Below are 16,456 nucleotides of genomic sequence, written 5' to 3'. Positions count from 1 at the left end.
GGCGGCTTTTTGCGTTGTTAGTCTTTTAAGTTTATTTGCATTTGTTTTAAAGCGTTAATTTTATCTATCGCAACTTGCAGTTGTTCTTGTGAAAGCTTTTTTTGTCGGCCTTTAGCCAGTAATTCTTCAAGTTTTAATATTTTGGCTTGTGCAGCAATAACAAAACGTTGCTCTAGCTGTCTTTGCTGTTCAAGGTGGAAATCTTGATATGCCTGGTGATTATTTAAATCACCGCTGTACTGAGCAACTGGCTGAGTATTTTTTACTATGTTGGGTAAATAGGCAGGAGAGGTTATTGGTGGCAAAGGCTGAGGGCTCGTATTGTTAGTTGTAACCGTGTTTAATTGCGTGCTTTTCAGCTCTTGGGTCATGTCAGCAGTAGTCAGCTCAAGTGACGTTATTTGCTTAACACTTTTAGCTTGGTTAAGGGAATCAATATTCTTTATCGTTGGTTTACTAGTATATTGAGTAAAAAGTGCGTACATACCAACACAAGCTACAACAACAGAAACGAAAACTTTTTTGCTCATAAAATTACTCCTGTCTTATTTTGCCACTTGAGCCAAGTATCCTCATACTGTTGTACCGCTTTTTGTTTTGCGATGGCCTTTGTTGCTTGGTATCGAACGGTTTCATCTTCTGGCGAAAAGTACTCAAACTGATGCTCATAACTGTGTATCACCACCCATTCACCACTGGGTGTACGTATAACAGGAGAAATGGTGTTTTCTTTAGTTGTGAACGCAAGTTGTACAACCCAGCTACTTTTGTTTTTACGGTTTAATTCACTGTTGTATTGAGCATATATATCTTGTTTTCCTGATATTACTAATGCTTGTTTTAGCGTTTTGTTACCGGCCAAGGTGCGAAAACCTACAGCATTGGCTCGATGAGCAAATTGAGCTCCATGTGCTTTTACGTGGCTTAAAAATTTAAACTGCGATTTATTGGCTTGATAAAACGCTTTAATTTCGTTTTTGTTTACTTGTTTCTCTAGTTTTTCAAGAACGGGGCTTTGCATATGCATCATTGTATTTATGCCTAGCCAGCTTTGAATGGAGGGGCGCAGAATATCTCCTTTAGCTATTTCATACAGATGTTCAATATCAATATTCTGTTTTGCCAAAATCGGTTTGGCTTTTGAAAACGCTATATTGAATTGCCGTTTTTTTATTAATTCACTTTTGAATAGTTCACTATCTCCTTTGTGGAGTTTAAAGCGTACCTGCATTGATAGTGAATCGACAAATTCATATAAATTAATAGCGTTATACAAAAGAGGGGTTAAATCAAACTGCTGCATTTTTTTGATGGCGCTTTGCACATACTGGCCATTTTTAGGGTAGGGCCCTAATGTGTGTTTAAGCCATTGGTTATCATAAGTTTCAAGCTTTATCGGGCTTGACCGTGCGCTTATAGCTAATTGTGAATCGAACAGATTTTTTAAGTAACGTTCAACATGGTATTGAGTACTAAAACCAACGGCAGATTGTCGTTTTATTATCGCAGGTGTTTTTAGCGCAGCTTGTTGTAATAAAAACTGATTCTCATACAGACGAGTTTTAACTTCATTGACTGTAATATCAGGGTTGTGCTTTAAATAAGCACGATGCATAAAGTTAATTTCATCACTGCTGTATTGTGTAAATGATGCCATTACTAGGGAGTGGTAAAACACACCTAGTAATGTAATCACTAAAATAGCCATTTTTTTCATTAGCGAGCAACCATGGCGTGGTTTAATAAGTGCACCACCATTGCTATTGCATGGGGCACGACCTGCTTAGCTACATTAAGGCGATCAAAATGATCTTCTGAGTTGAGTACAATCCCACCTTGTGCATAAGAAAATGAACCGCCTTGAGTTAATAATGGGCGAACATCTTGGCTATTTTTATCTAAAGGCGAGAACGTTTGCATTGCTTGAGTAACGAGTGATAAATCGTTGAGCTGCTCTTGATCATAGTAATCGTTTACCCAACTTTCCCAGCTAGAATGATTTAGATCTGATGTGGTCCATGTGTGGTGAGGTTGTAATAAATCAGTAGTATGGAACACAAACCCTAATACTTGCGGATTGCCGCTTTGTAAGTAACTTTGATACCAATATTGCCCTAAATTATCGATAGGTTGAAATGGCATTTCTTCAAAGTCATCGTACATAGAATAGGTTGAGTTGCTATCGATTCTATAGTGAGATTCTGTCACACCATAACTGTTATATTTTGAAGAATCGGCATTAAACCAACCTGTTTCACCCCCTTTACCATCATCAAGGTAGTCACCTTTAAGCCAAGCAGACGCAAGATTATCAATAGTGCCCCAAACAGTGAGTTTCTCATAATTATAACCACCAAAATCGTTACCATGTTGGTCTGCACCTTGAGTATGATTTTGAAAATGCCAATAGCTTGTATATTTAACTATGCTTTGCGCTGCTCCCCATACAGGCGCTTGAACACACGAACCTGTGATTGCACCACAGAAAAAAGTGTCTTCAAAGTCATCTACATCATAAGCAGCTTGTCCCAGCAGCTCGGCTAATTCAGAGATAGTCAGATTGTTTTGTTCGGCGTACTGTCGTAGGGCTGCATATTCAGTACTAGTTGGGTGCTGCTGCATATAGTTAACAGCATCAAGAACAATACGTTTGTGAGTTTCTTGACTAAAAGCTTGAGCTTGGCTTGTACTCAGTAGTAAAAGTGTCGCTGCCATTAATTGTTTTTTCATTTTATTCTCATCATAGTCTGGAGTAAGAGATGCAATTAAAAAATAAGCTCATTACACTGACATGACAAACAGATTAAACATTTAATTAACAATATTACCTGTATTTGGTACTTTAATATTAACTATTAAGGATGTTGCCGCCAATTGACGGCATTTGTATTTATAGCTCTTCAATACTATTTAAATAGTGGCTAGCTTGCTCTAAGGTTTCTTGGCGTAATGATTCATCTTGTTTATCCCAATTGCGATAAACCATGCCTATCCGTGGATTTTTTTCAAGCCGCTCTCGGTGTGTTTGCATAAATTGCCAATAGAGGCTATTTAACGGGCAAGCGTCTTTTCCTACTTTTTCTTTCACCTTATATTGGCAGCTTTTACAGTAGTCGCTCATTTTATTTATATAGTTGCCGCTAGCCGCATAAGGCTTGGTAGCAATGATGCCATCGTCAGCAAATTGGCTCATCCCTCGTGCGTTAGGCATTTCTACCCATTCAATAGCATCGATATAAACACCCAAATACCATTCATCCACTTCATCAGGGTTAATAGCGGTTAGTAAACAAAAATTACCTATTACCATTAAACGTTGAATATGATGGGCATACGCGCTGTCTAAGCTTTGTGTTAATGAGTGGCTTAAGCAGTTCATTTTTGTTTTACCATTCCAAAAATAACGTGGCAGTGCACGGGTTGCATTAAGCTGGTTTTTGTTAGCGTAATCGGGCATGTTTTTCCAATACACGCCACGCACATATTCGCGCCAACCCAGTACTTGACGAATAAAGCCTTCAACCTGAGAAATAGAAATTTCATCTTGGCGTTGTTGGTATTCTTTGACCACACGGTCGATAACATAGCGAGGGTGTAAAATTTTGGCATTTAACGCAAATGATAACCGGCTGTGATAAAAGGTATCTTTATCAGGGCATTGATCTGTCATCGCATCTTGAAATTGACCAAAGCGGGGGAGTAAATGTGCACAAAAGTGATCAAGTGCGCTTATTGCTTGTTTACGGGTTGTTGGCCAGCTTAATTGGGTTTCTATTTGCCCAAAGTATTTTATTTTATGTTTATCTAAACGCTCAATGATGGTGCTAACATCATTTTTAAATAACTTGGGTTTGGGGATATCGGCTAAATCGCTTTTTGAAAACTTATTACGGTTATTCGCATCAAAGTTCCATTGACCACCTTGAGGTTTGTCATCGTCCATTAAAATATCAAACTGCTTTCGCATTGCCCGATAAAAATGCTCCATAGTGACGTGTTTATCTTTTTTAAAGCGTTTGTCTATATCGTTAAATGCTAATAAAAAATGCTCGCTGTCACAGGCAGTCACAGCTAATTCGCTGTTAGTGGCAAAGTCGTGCAGTTGTGTTTTTAAACGGTACTCATCTGGGTATTGATATTCAATTGAGGTGCATTCATGCTGCTTAGCTAATCGAGTTAAAAGAGCGGGTAAGTTATCATCGTCTTTGGTGTCATCTAACGTTAAATGCAACACGTTAAAGCCGGCATCTTTTAAGGCGTTAGCGAAGTTTTCCATGGCTTTAAAAAATGCTGATATTTTTTGCACGTGATGCTTTACGTACTGCGCTTCTTGCATGAGCTCGGCAATAACAAACACGGTGTCATCGGATTTATCTTTAAACCAAGAATGAGCGGGGTTTAGCTGGTCACCTAAAATTAGTTTTAAGGTTTTGAATTTTTTCATAATGAGCCAAAATTATTTTTATACGCTGTATTTTAAAAAGCGATCGATTTCTACATGTCGTTTTAATCATAGAGCAAAGCAATAAACAGCATTGCTTTTTTTATCAACTTATTACTTATTGTGGTTGCTAATTTAGGTGTACATCTTTATAATAGCGGCCATTGTTTAGTAGGTTATAAAATTTACTAACAGCGATATTAAGTTATTAACTTTTTATCTATTGGCGCGGGATGGAGCAGTCTGGTAGCTCGTCGGGCTCATAACCCGAAGGTCGTTGGTTCAAATCCGGCTCCCGCAACCAATCTTAATAGTAGGTTTATACTTACTACTTTATATCGCGCATTCTAAGTAATGCGCGTTTTGCGTTTAAGCTAATGAAGTTTAATTTGGTCAGGGTACTGACTCGCAACCAAGCTTGGCCCTAGGCCACACAGTTTTGCGTTTTTTGGTGTGACGCCCCGCTTGGTTCGGGGCGTTGTTGTATCTGCACCGTTTGATTTAATGTTTATCGATTAAATCAAAATTTAAACTCAGTATTTTAGGGCTATAAGCCCTTTTTTTGTTTGTATGGAGGATTTTCGTGACAAAACTTGAACAAGATTTAGTAACCATGTTAACGCCTGCGGTAGAAATGTTAGGCTTTGAATTACATGGGCTTGAGTTTGTACAAGCGGGTCGCCATTCTACCTTAAGAGTATACATTGCTCATGAGGATGGGATTTCAGTTGACAACTGCGCCGATGCAAGTCGTCAAATTAGTGCGATTTTAGACGTCGAAGACCCAATTACAAACGAATACGATTTGGAAGTGTCGTCTCCTGGTGTTGATCGTCCATTATTCAAACAAGATCACTACGAGCAGGCGCAAGGAGAGGAAGTACGCGTGCGTACTAAGCTTCCACAAGATGGTCGCCGTAATTTTAAAGGCGACTTAATAGCAGTTAGCAGCGATATGATCACACTATCTAGCGATGGTGCGGAGCATTTAATCATGCTTAGTAACATTGAACGTGCGAACATAATCGCAAAGTTTTAATTCGAGTGCGAAGGAATAGGGCAAGCGAGGCATTACCCATGGCAAAAGAAATATTATTGGTTGCTGAAGCCGTTTCCAATGAGAAAGCGGTTCCAAAAGAAAAGATTTTTGAAGCTCTAGAGTTCGCATTAGCGACAGCGACAAAGAAAAAGCATGATGGTGAAATTGATGTACGTGTTGCAATTGACCGTAAAACCGGCGATTACGATACCTTCCGTCGCTGGCAAATAGCTGAAGTTTTAGAAGATGGTTCTTTAGAGAATCCATACAGCGAAATCACGTTAGAAGCTGCTCAAGTTGAAGAACCTGACTTGAAAATGGGCGACTACGTAGAAGAGCAGATTGAATCAATTAAATTTGACCGCATAACAACACAGATGGCTAAGCAAGTGATCGTACAAAAAGTACGTGAAGCAGAGCGCGCCTTAGTCGTTGAAGCATATAAAGATCAAGAAGGCGAGCTGGTAACGGGTGTTGTTAAAAAAGCAACCCGTGATGCAATCGTACTTGATTTAGGTAACAACGCAGAAGCGGTTATTTATCGTGACGACATGCTGCCACGTGAAAACTTCCGCCCGGGTGATCGTATCCGCGGTCTTTTATATGAAGTGAAGCCTGAAGCACGCGGTGCACAATTATTTGTAACCCGTTCTAAACCAGAAATGCTGATGGAATTATTCCGCATTGAGGTGCCAGAAATTGGCGAAGAAATGATTGAATTACGCGCTGCAGCACGTGATCCAGGTTCACGCGCTAAAATCGCGGTTAAATCTAACGACAAGCGTATTGACCCTGTTGGTGCGTGTGTTGGTATGCGTGGCGCACGTGTTCAAGCGGTATCGTCAGAACTTGGCGGTGAGCGTGTTGATATCGTACTTTACGATGACAACCCTGCACAGTTTGTTATTAACGCAATGGCACCAGCAGAAGTGGCTTCAATCGTAATGGATGAAGATACACACTCAATGGATATTGCTGTTGAAGCTGATAACTTAGCACAAGCTATTGGTCGTAATGGTCAAAACGTACGTTTAGCAAGCCAATTAACTGGCTGGGAATTAAACGTAATGACCGTTGATGAAATGCGCGCTAAGAACGAAGCTGAGTCAGATAAGTTAATTAACTTATTTACTGAAAACTTAGATATTGATGACGAATTTGCATCATTACTTATCAACGAAGGTTTCTCAACACTTGAAGAAGTTGCTTATGTTCCGGCTTCAGAGTTTTTAGAAATCGACGGCTTAGATGAAGAAACAGTGGACGTATTACGTTCACGTGCAAAAGATGCATTAACAACGAAAGCCCTTAAAACGGAAGAAAGCTTAGAAGGCGCTGAGCCTGCTGAAGACTTACTTGCGCTTGAAGGCTTAGAGCGTCATTTAGCATTTGTTATGGCAAGTAAGGGTGTAGTAACACTTGAAGACTTAGCTGAGCAAGGCATTGATGAGCTTGTAGATATTACAGAGCTATCTTCAGAGAAAGCGGGCGAGCTAATTATGGCTGCACGTAATATTTGTTGGTTTGCAGACGAGTAATTTATTAACGGAGGTATTAGAGACTATGGCAGAAGTAAATGTTGAAAAACTAGCCGGTGATATAGGTACAACTGTTGATAAATTACTACAGCAGTTTTCACAAGCCGGTATTACTAAACAAGCAGGCGATAATGTAACTGAAGCTGAAAAAGCGACGTTACTTGATCACCTAAGCAAGCAACATGGTGGCACGGGCTCTGAAGGCCCTGCTCGCATGACATTGCAACGTAAGAGCAAAAGCACATTAAGTGTGACGGGCTCTACGGGTAAAGCAAAAGCTGTGCAAGTTGAAGTTCGTAAAACACGCACTTATGTGAAAAAAAGTGCTGTTGAGCAAGAACAAGAACAGCAACGTCTAGCCGCTGAAGAAAAAGCACGTCTTGAAGAGCAGCAAAAAGCTGAACAAGCCGCTGCTGAATTAAAGGCAAAACAAGAGGCAGAACGTAAAGCAAAAGAAGACGCTGATCGTAAAGCCAAAGAAGAAGCTAAACGCAAAGCAGATGCTGAGCGTAAAGCGAAACAACAGCAGATGACCCCTGAGCAAAGTGCTAAGTCTGAGAAAGATCGCATCGAAGCTGAGCGTCTGCAAAAAGAAGCAGAAGAGGCCGCATTGAAGAAAGCTGAAGAAGAAGCGAAACGTCAAGCAGAAGAGGCAAGAAAGCTAGCTGAAGAGAACTCAGCACGCTGGAAGAAAGAAGAAGAAGAACGTAAGAAACGCGAAGAAACCGCGGATCACCACCTTACGACTTCAACATACGCACGTGAAGCAGAAGATGTAGCTGATGCTCGCGAAGAGCAAGGCTCTCGCCGTGCGAAGAAAAAGAAAAAAGCGCCAGCAAAAGATAAATTTGCAGCGTCTAAAGGTAAAAAAGGTAAGCTAAAAGCGCCAGCGTCATTACAGCACGGTTTCCAAAAACCAACGGCTGATGTTAAAAACGAAGTGCGTATTAGTGAAACAATTACAGTTGCTGAGCTTGCATCACGCATGGCGGTTAAAGGTGCTGAAGTTGTAAAAACTATGATGAAAATGGGTGACATGGTTACTATTAACCAAGTTATTGACCAAGAAACTGCGCAACTTGTAGCAGAAGAAATGGGCCATAAAGTTATCATCGTTAAAGAAAACGAATTAGAGCAAACAGTACTTAATGACCGCCATGAAGATGGTAAGTCAGAGCCACGTGCGCCAGTAGTAACTGTTATGGGTCACGTTGACCACGGTAAAACATCGACGCTTGATTACATTCGTTCAGCTAAAGTTGCATCAGGCGAAGCCGGTGGTATTACACAGCACATTGGTGCATACCACGTTGAAACTAACGGCAACATGATCACTTTCTTAGATACTCCGGGTCACGCCGCATTTACATCAATGCGTGCTCGTGGTGCAAAAGCGACTGATATCGTAATCCTAGTAGTTGCAGCTGATGATGGCGTAATGCCACAAACTAAAGAAGCGGTACAGCATGCTCGCGCAGCTGGCGTTCCTTTAATTATTGCTGTTAACAAAATGGATAAAGAAGGCGCAGATCCAGATCGCGTTAAAAACGAACTAGCTCAGCTAGACGTTATCCCAGAAGAGTGGGGCGGCGATACACAGTACGTGCACATTTCAGCAAAAACAGGTTTAGGTATTGATGACCTGCTAGAAGCTGTATTAATGCAATCTGAGCTTTTAGAGTTAAATGCGCCGACCGAAGGTATGGCTGCAGGTGTTGTTATTGAATCACGTCTTGATAAAGGCCGTGGTCCTGTTGCGTCTATTCTTGTTCAGTCAGGTACGCTTAATCAAGGTGACATTGTATTATGTGGTCTTGAATACGGCCGTGTTCGTGCAATGCGCGATGAAAACGGTAAAGACATTAAGTCTGCCGGTCCTTCTATTCCAGTTGAGATTTTAGGTCTGTCTGGTATTCCAGCTGCCGGTGATGAAGCAACTGTAGTTAAAGATGAGCGTAAAGCGCGTGAAGTTGCACTTTACCGTCAAGGTAAATTCCGCGATGTTAAACTAGCGCGTCAACAAAAAGCGAAGCTTGAAAACATGTTTACGAACATGACTGAAGGCGACGTATCTGAAGTTAACGTGGTACTTAAAGCAGACGTTCAAGGTTCAATCGAAGCAATTTCAGACTCACTAACTAAGCTTTCTACTGATGAAGTAAAAGTGAAGATTGTTGGTTCTGGTGTTGGTGGTATCACAGAAACTGATGCAACCCTTGCGGCAGCGTCTAACGCGATTGTGGTTGGCTTTAACGTTCGTGCTGATGCATCAGCGCGTAAAGTGATTGACTCTGAAAACCTAGATCTTCGTTACTACAGCGTAATCTACGCGCTAATCGAAGAAGTTAAGCAAGCCATGTCTGGTATGCTTGCGCCTGAGTTTAAACAAGAGATCATTGGTCTTGCTGAAGTACGTGACGTATTTAAGTCTCCAAAAATTGGTGCAATTGCCGGTTGTATGGTTACTGAAGGTACAATTAAGCGTAGCGCACCAATTCGTGTACTTCGTGATAACGTGGTTATTTACGAAGGCGAGCTTGAGTCATTACGTCGCTTTAAAGATGACGTAGCTGATGTTCGTAACGGCATGGAATGTGGTATCGGCGTTAAGAACTACAATGATGTTCGCGTTGGTGACCAAATCGAAGTATTTGAAACAGTTGAAGTACAACGTACTCTTTAATTGTTATTAGGTGGTGTTGGACATTCAAGGTTGTACCTCGATAGCCCAACATAACCTATGCTAAGATTTTAAATGGGGGCTCAGCCCCCATTTGTGTATCCATTATTTAGTTAGCTTATTATTATTTTTCAATAAGTTATAATTTTAGGAAAGTGAAATGAGAGAATTTTCTCGCACTGATCGTGTTGCTCAGCAAATTCAAAAAGAAATTGCGGTGATTTTACAACGCGAAATTAAAGATCCACGCTTGGGCATGGTGACAGTGTCTGCGGTAGAAGTATCGCGCGATTTATCTTATGCCAAAGTTTTCATTACTGTGTTTAACACCGAAGATGAAAATGCAGCCAAGCAAAGTGCCAAAGTACTTAACGAAGCAACCGGTTATATCCGCTCGTTGCTAGGTAAACGTATTCGTGCGCGAATCATGCCTGAGCTTAAATTTGTGGTTGATAATTCATTAATGGAAGGGATGCGAATCTCTAACTTAGTGGACTCTATCATTCGTGAAGATAATGCTAAGCATGTTGATGATGAAAAAGATAGCGAAGAAGGCACTAAAGACTAATGGCAAGACGCAGTAAAGGCCGTCCAGTTGATGGTATTTTGTTGTTAAACAAACCAGAAGGTATTTCATCAAACAAAGCACTGCAGCAAGCGAAAGGTATTTATTTTGCGCAAAAAGCAGGGCACACTGGTGCGCTCGATCCGCTTGCGACCGGTATGCTGCCTATTTGTTTTGGTGAAGCCACTAAGTTTACCCAGTTTTTACTCGATACAGATAAAACCTATGTTGTGCGAGCAAAACTGGGTGAGCGTACTACCACGTCAGACTCTGATGGTGAAGTGGTCGAAACGCGTGATGTTAATGTTACTGCTGAACTGCTTACACAGGAAATTGCTAAGTTTTTAGGTGAGTCAGACCAATATCCATCAATGTACTCAGCGCTTAAATATGAAGGCAAGCCTTTATATAAATATGCGCGTGAAGGCATAGAAGTTCCTCGCAAATGTCGAAAAATTAACGTATTTAGCTTAACGCTTGATGAGTTTGATGAGCAAGCCAACGAAATACAAATGACTGCCCATGTATCTAAAGGCACATATATTCGTACTATCGTTGATGACTTAGGTGAAAACCTTGGCTGCGGCGCGCATGTGATTATGCTGCATCGTAGTGCTGTAGGGCATTACCCAGCAGATAAAATGGTCACACTTGAGCAGTTAGAAACGTTATTAAATCAAGCGAAAGAACAAGACGTTGCGCCTTCTACTTTCCTTGACGAACTATTATTGCCAATGGATACCGCGTTAGTTGATTTACCTGTTGTGGAAATTACTAAAGAGCAGGGAATAGCATTTAGCCATGGTCAAGCTGTGGTGCTAGGTAAAGAATTACCTGAAGGTGCAATAAAAGTTCTGGCTGACGGAATTTTTATTGGTACTGGTGAACGTAATCCTGATGGCCATCTAAAATCAAAACGTGGCTTGTCTAATCAGCAACCAGAGTAAAGTTTAACTTGTAGTTATGCTGATAATTGGTAGAATACGCCCGCTTAATCGTTTTGGCTGAATTAGTGATCGGCTAAAGCACCTATTAAATTTAACTTTTGGAGTTATTATGTCACTAAGCAATCAAGAAAAAATCGATATCATTGCTAAATTCGCACGCGCTGAAGGCGACACTGGTTCACCTGAAGTACAAGTAGCATTACTTACTTTTGATATCAACAAGCTTCAAGGTCACTTTGCTGATCACAAGCATGACTTCCACTCACGTCGTGGTCTGCTTCGTAAAGTAAGCACTCGCCGTAAACTGCTTGATTACCTTAAAGGTAAAGATATCTCGCGTTACACTGCGTTAATCAAAGAGCTTGGCCTACGTCGCTAAGAACTTGATTATCAAAAGGGGAGCTTTTTAGCTCCTTTTTTTGTGCTTAAATTTTCTCGTCTTCCCCAGTACTTCTCAGTAAACCCCTTGAAATATCGAATAAAAGCCATACTATTATCTTTCACAAAGCGAATGTATTTGGCATTGTTGCAAGCACTATTTTATCTCGGTGCTAAGCTCGCAATTTTACCTGACTTTGTTATATACTATGGCGCGTAGATAAAAAGGTTTATCTACGGTTATTTACATCATTGCCAATTGTAGTACTTAATTGATTTCCAACTGAATACAATTATGTACTGTAATTGGTACTTTGATGAAAACTTAATTAATACTAAAAATACATTTAAGGAATATTTTAAGTGCAAGCAATTATAAAAGAATTTCAACTAGGTCAACACACAGTGACGCTAGAAACAGGTGCTATCGCTCGTCAAGCAGATGGCGCAGTACTAGCAAGCATTGGCGACACGTCAGTGCTAGTAACGGTTGTTGGTAAGCGTGAAGCTCAACCAGGCCAAGACTTTTTCCCACTAACAGTTAACTACCAAGAGCGTATGTACGCTGCAGGTCGTATCCCAGGTGGTTTCCTTAAGCGTGAAGGTCGTCCTAACGATGGCGAAACGCTAATTGCACGTCTTATTGACCGTCCAATTCGTCCACTTTTTCCAAATGGTTTCGTAAACGAAGTACAAGTTATCGCGACTGTTGTTTCTGTAAACCCTGAAATCCAACCTGATATGGTTGCGATGATTGGTACATCAGCAGCACTTGCTATCTCTGGTATCCCGTTCAGCGGTCCAATTGGTGCATCACGTGTTGGTTACATCAACGGTGAATACGTACTTAACCCAACACTAAAAGAGCTTGAAGAAAGCCAACTTGATTTAGTTGTTGCTGGTACTGATAACGCCGTACTTATGGTTGAATCAGAAGCAGACGTACTTGCTGAAGACGTAATGCTAGGCGCAGTTGTATACGGCCATGAGCAATCACAGTCTATCATCAAGGCAATCAACGAATTTAAAGCAGAAGCAGGCAAGCCTACTTGGGATTGGACTGCACCTGAGAAAAACGTTGCATTAGAAGAGAAAGTAGCAACACTTGCTGCTGATAAAGTAGGCGAAGCTTACCGTATTACTGATAAAGTAGCGCGTAAAGAAGCATTAACTGCAGCAAAAGATGCCGTAGTTGAAGCGCTTACTAGCGAACTTGCTGAAGGCGAAACGCTTGATAAGCAAGAAGTAGGTAAAGTATTCGGTTCACTTGAGAAGAAAATCGTTCGTGGCCGTATCGCTGCTGGCGAAAAACGTATCGATGGTCGTGAACCAGATATGATCCGTGCACTAGATGTAATGACGGGCGTACTTCCACGTACTCACGGTTCTGCAATCTTTACACGTGGTGAAACGCAAGCATTAGTAACAGCAACACTTGGTACAGAACGTGACTCACAGTTAATCGATGATTTAACTGGCACGCACAAAAACCACTTTATGCTTAACTACAACTTCCCTCCATTCTGTGTAGGTGAAACGGGTTTTGTAGGTTCTCCTAAGCGTCGTGAAATCGGCCACGGTAACCTAGCTAAGCGTGGTATCCAAGCTGTAATGCCAACATTAACTGAGTTCCCTTACTCAATTCGTGTTGTATCTGAAATCACTGAATCAAATGGTTCATCTTCAATGGCATCGGTTTGTGGTACGTCTCTAGCGCTTATGAACGCGGGTGTACCAATTAAAGCCTCTGTTGCGGGTATCGCGATGGGTCTAGTTAAAGAAGAAGAAAACTTTGTAGTACTTTCAGATATCTTAGGTGATGAAGATCACTTAGGTGACATGGACTTTAAAGTAGCGGGTACAACTAACGGTATCACTGCACTACAAATGGATATCAAGATTGAAGGTATCACGCAAGAAATCATGCAAATCGCGCTTAAGCAAGCTAAAGCAGCTCGTTTACACATTCTAGGTGTGATGGACGAAGCGATTTCTGCACCTTCTGAAGAGTTATCTATGTTTGCTCCGCGTATTTATACGATGCAAATCCCACAGAAGAAAATTGCTGAAGTAATCGGTAAAGGTGGCGCAACTATTCGTCAACTTACTGAAGAAACAGGTACTACGATTGAAATCGGTGATGATGGCACAATCAAAATTGCTGCTACAGACGGTGAAAGTGCAGCAAATGCAATTAGCCGTATTGAGCAATTAACTGCTGAGCTTGAAGTTGGTACTATCTACGAAGGTAAAGTTGTACGTATCGTTGACTTTGGTGCGTTTGTAAATATTCTTCCTGGAAAAGATGGCCTAGTGCATATCTCACAAATCAGCACAGAGCGTGTTAACAACGTTGCTGATCACCTTAGTGAAGGTCAAGAAGTTAAAGTTAAAGTGCTAGAAGTAGACCGCCAAGGCCGTGTACGTCTAAGTATTAAAGAAGCAATGGAATCAGCAGCACCTGCAGCTGACGAGTCTAAAGACGCGTAATTGCTAATCTTTCATCCAGATAATTACTGGATAGTATAAAAAGGGGCTGTTTAGCCCCTTTTTTTATGCTTTAATGTTAGCAACCTATTATGTTCAAGACGTTAAGTAACATATAACAAGAATGAACCTTACAAGACAGCTTATGTCTTATCTATTTGCTACTTACCTCGGTATTAAGGATTTTAATGAGACTTAAACATTTAGCCTTGGCATCTTTTGCTATTTTGTCTTTAAGCGCTTGTCAGGCTACTACTAAACCCGCTGCTATTATTAATGTGCCATTTACTGCGCCACTTGCATCAGACTTTAGAAATGAAATTGCCATTGCTCGTTTTTCAGAACTATTAAATAGAGCAGACTTAAGTACAGAGCAACAAGCAAAGCTGTATTATGACCGTGGTGTGCTTTTTGATAGCTTAGGCATGACCACTTTATCGCGAATTGATTTTAACCGAGCAGTTAAACTGAAGCCTGATTTAGCCGAGGTGTATAACTTTTTGGGGATTCAACATACCTTGATGCAGCAATACGAAAAAGCATACGAGTACTTTGATTCAGCCATAGAGTTAGACCAAGAACATGAATATGCGTATTTAAATCGCGGTATTGCTTTGTACTATGGCGATAGAGCCACGCTTGCAAAGGATGACTTTAAAACGTTTTTGGAGCGCTCTCCTAACGATCCTTATCGTGTGCTGTGGCTTTATTTAGCGCAAGCGGCACAAGATAAAACTCAGGCACTCGCTTCGTTAAAAGCTAATGCGGCGGCCCTTGATGAAAACGAATGGGCATATCAGCTTATTGCTTTGTATGTAGGTGATATGAGTGAAAAAGCATTTTTTTCAGGGATAGCCGATGGTGTGAGTTCACAACAAGAATATGCTCAACGTTTATGTGAAGCTTATTTTTACTTAGCTAAACAGCACCAAGCCGCAGGTGAGCTTTCAATTGCAACAGATTACTTTAAGTTGGCGCTGGCAACGAACGTTCATGAATTTATAGAATATAAATATGCACGTTTAGAGCTTGAGTTGATGGCTAGTGAAAGCGCGGGCTAATTTTTTTAAATTAAGTATTTTATTACTGTGCACTAGCTTAATTAGTGGCTCCAGTAATAAACAAAATAGCATTGGCTTTTGGCAAGTATTGCACGCCAAAGCCAATGTGATTGATAGTTATTGGCAATTCCCTAGTTACTTTGCATCGCATATTTTACAACTCCCCCCGACCTCATTAGCCACCTTAGCACGCAATAAAATAGCCCATGCACAATACGGCTATGGGTTATCATTAATAGCCAATAATCAAACTGAAACCGCCAAGCTCTTTTGGCAAGCAAGCCTCGATGAGATAACAATTAAACAACAAAAACATCTCGCAGCTTCATTGCTTGCTCAACAGCGTTGGCAAGATTTAGCGTTATTAAAAGCTCACAATAAGTTACCTAAAGGGGATGCCTTTTATCATTTACAGTTACAACAGCATGCTCCCTTCGATGCATTAAACCACTCCTTTATGAATAAATTAGGGTTTTTGGTAGCGAGCGATCAAATTGAGATACAAAAGCAATGCACATTTAATGTGCTAATGCTGAGCGATCACCGTGATGGTTTATATAGGCTCAACCACTTTGTGAAAAAATACGCACAACACCCAGAGCCTAGTAGTAATGCATTTTGTTTTTCAAAGCCTATATATGTTGGTAATGCAATTGCTTGTAACAGCACTAAAGCAACGCTTGCGCAGTGCGATTGGCAACAGTCATCACTTAAGCAGCGGCTTCCTAAAGGATTCGATTTTGCGATTATGATGCCCAAGCAAGGTACTGCCAATGTGCATCAGGGCTTAATGCATATTAACTCGCAGGCTAATTATGCAGTCTTTTTACATGAATTAATGCACTTTAATGGTTTTGAAGATGAATATGCTTTACCAGCAAAAAAACAAGCTTGGCTTTGTCAGCTTGAGGGGTTGGTTGCCCCTAACTTGTTTATTGCTCATAACACTGATGCGCCAAAAGGATGGCACAAAAGCAAAAGCTGTCAGCAAGGAGGTGTTGCTTATAAGCCAAGCGCACAGTGGTCTATTATGCAATATCAACAGGTTGGACTTTCAGAGCAATATCGGGCTTTGTGGCAAACTCATATAGAGCAACATGCAGATTTATTCCCGCGCTTTTAATCATTAAATAGAGTGCTTTTAGGTTGTTTAACCAATGATTATATGAGCCTATTAAAACTGCTTAAAAGCTGAGCCGGTTTTATCCCAGTTCATTAATTTATAGACTTTTTTGTTTGATTATTGCCCCGCTAGAAGCGCTTTCTATAGACAAAAACCGTGTTTATCAGTATAACTGTACGTATTAATGTTGTTAAAAA

13 protein-coding genes and 1 tRNA gene are annotated in these 16,456 nt (G+C 40.7%); 10 read left to right on the top strand and 4 right to left on the bottom strand.

All coding sequences use genetic code 11. The features are described 5' to 3' along the window. Window positions 1–17: 17 nt before the first annotated feature. The 4 genes from N523_RS0115980 to N523_RS0115965 all read right to left on the bottom strand — a co-directional run bounded on the left by N523_RS0115980 (window position 18) and on the right by N523_RS0115965 (window position 4,444). Complete coding sequence (locus N523_RS0115980; RefSeq protein WP_016899449.1) at window positions 18–530, bottom strand: hypothetical protein; 513 nt, start codon at window positions 528–530, stop codon at window positions 18–20. Continuing rightward, a complete protein-coding gene (locus N523_RS0115975; RefSeq protein ID WP_028835358.1) occupies window positions 527–1,717 on the bottom strand; it encodes a peptidyl-prolyl cis-trans isomerase in 1,191 nt (396 codons plus the stop codon). Before N523_RS0115975 ends, N523_RS0115980 begins: the two co-directional genes overlap by 4 nt. Next, entirely contained in the window at window positions 1,717–2,730 is a 1,014-nt protein-coding gene (locus tag N523_RS0115970; protein ID WP_028835357.1) for a phospholipase, read from the bottom strand. The genes N523_RS0115975 and N523_RS0115970 overlap by 1 nt, the downstream gene beginning before the upstream one ends. Before the next feature lie 160 nt (window positions 2,731–2,890). Continuing rightward, window positions 2,891–4,444: a cryptochrome/photolyase family protein gene (locus N523_RS0115965; protein WP_028835356.1), complete on the bottom strand. Its 1,554-nt coding sequence runs from the start codon at window positions 4,442–4,444 to the stop codon at window positions 2,891–2,893. A 224-nt stretch (window positions 4,445–4,668) separates the two neighbouring features. Here N523_RS0115965 and N523_RS0115960 point away from each other — a divergent pair. The 10 genes from N523_RS0115960 to N523_RS0115915 all read left to right on the top strand — a co-directional run bounded on the left by N523_RS0115960 (window position 4,669) and on the right by N523_RS0115915 (window position 16,259). After that, a tRNA-Met gene (locus tag N523_RS0115960) sits at window positions 4,669–4,745 on the top strand. A 279-nt stretch (window positions 4,746–5,024) separates the two neighbouring features. After that, window positions 5,025–5,480, top strand: a complete 456-nt coding sequence (rimP, locus tag N523_RS0115955; protein WP_008114543.1) for a ribosome maturation factor RimP — start codon at window positions 5,025–5,027, stop codon at window positions 5,478–5,480. Window positions 5,481–5,518: 38 nt separating this feature from the next. Beyond that, window positions 5,519–7,018 (top strand): transcription termination factor NusA, encoded by a 1,500-nt coding sequence (gene nusA / locus N523_RS0115950; RefSeq protein ID WP_013464535.1) that lies wholly within the window; start codon window positions 5,519–5,521, stop codon window positions 7,016–7,018. 25 nt (window positions 7,019–7,043) lie between these two features. Continuing rightward, complete coding sequence (gene infB, locus N523_RS0115945; RefSeq protein ID WP_013464536.1) at window positions 7,044–9,701, top strand: translation initiation factor IF-2; 2,658 nt, start codon at window positions 7,044–7,046, stop codon at window positions 9,699–9,701. A 157-nt stretch (window positions 9,702–9,858) separates the two neighbouring features. Further along, window positions 9,859–10,266, top strand: coding sequence for a 30S ribosome-binding factor RbfA (gene rbfA, locus N523_RS0115940; protein WP_028835355.1), 408 nt, complete (start codon window positions 9,859–9,861; stop codon window positions 10,264–10,266). Then, window positions 10,266–11,210: a tRNA pseudouridine(55) synthase TruB gene (truB, locus tag N523_RS0115935; RefSeq protein WP_028835354.1), complete on the top strand. Its 945-nt coding sequence runs from the start codon at window positions 10,266–10,268 to the stop codon at window positions 11,208–11,210. Before rbfA ends, truB begins: the two co-directional genes overlap by 1 nt. A gap of 109 nt (window positions 11,211–11,319) precedes the next feature. Continuing rightward, window positions 11,320–11,589 (top strand): 30S ribosomal protein S15, encoded by a 270-nt coding sequence (gene rpsO, locus N523_RS0115930; RefSeq protein ID WP_006793376.1) that lies wholly within the window; start codon window positions 11,320–11,322, stop codon window positions 11,587–11,589. Between the two features lie 362 nt (window positions 11,590–11,951). Beyond that, window positions 11,952–14,078: a polyribonucleotide nucleotidyltransferase gene (gene pnp, locus N523_RS0115925; protein ID WP_013464538.1), complete on the top strand. Its 2,127-nt coding sequence runs from the start codon at window positions 11,952–11,954 to the stop codon at window positions 14,076–14,078. Between the two features lie 185 nt (window positions 14,079–14,263). Next, window positions 14,264–15,136 carry a lipoprotein NlpI gene (gene nlpI / locus N523_RS0115920; RefSeq protein WP_013464539.1) on the top strand — a complete coding sequence of 291 codons (873 nt, stop codon included), beginning with the start codon at window positions 14,264–14,266 and terminating at the stop codon, window positions 15,134–15,136. Continuing rightward, on the top strand, window positions 15,120–16,259 hold the full coding sequence (locus N523_RS0115915) for a hypothetical protein (protein ID WP_028835353.1): 1,140 nt from the start codon (window positions 15,120–15,122) through the stop codon (window positions 16,257–16,259). Before nlpI ends, N523_RS0115915 begins: the two co-directional genes overlap by 17 nt. The last annotated feature ends 197 nt before the right edge of the window (window positions 16,260–16,456 follow it).

Source organism: Pseudoalteromonas sp. 23_GOM-1509m, assembly GCF_000518425.1.
Classification (GTDB): domain Bacteria; phylum Pseudomonadota; class Gammaproteobacteria; order Enterobacterales; family Alteromonadaceae; genus Pseudoalteromonas; species Pseudoalteromonas tetraodonis.
The sequence above is the reverse complement of the archived record's forward strand: the minus strand, read 5'-3'. Positions and strand labels throughout refer to the sequence as shown.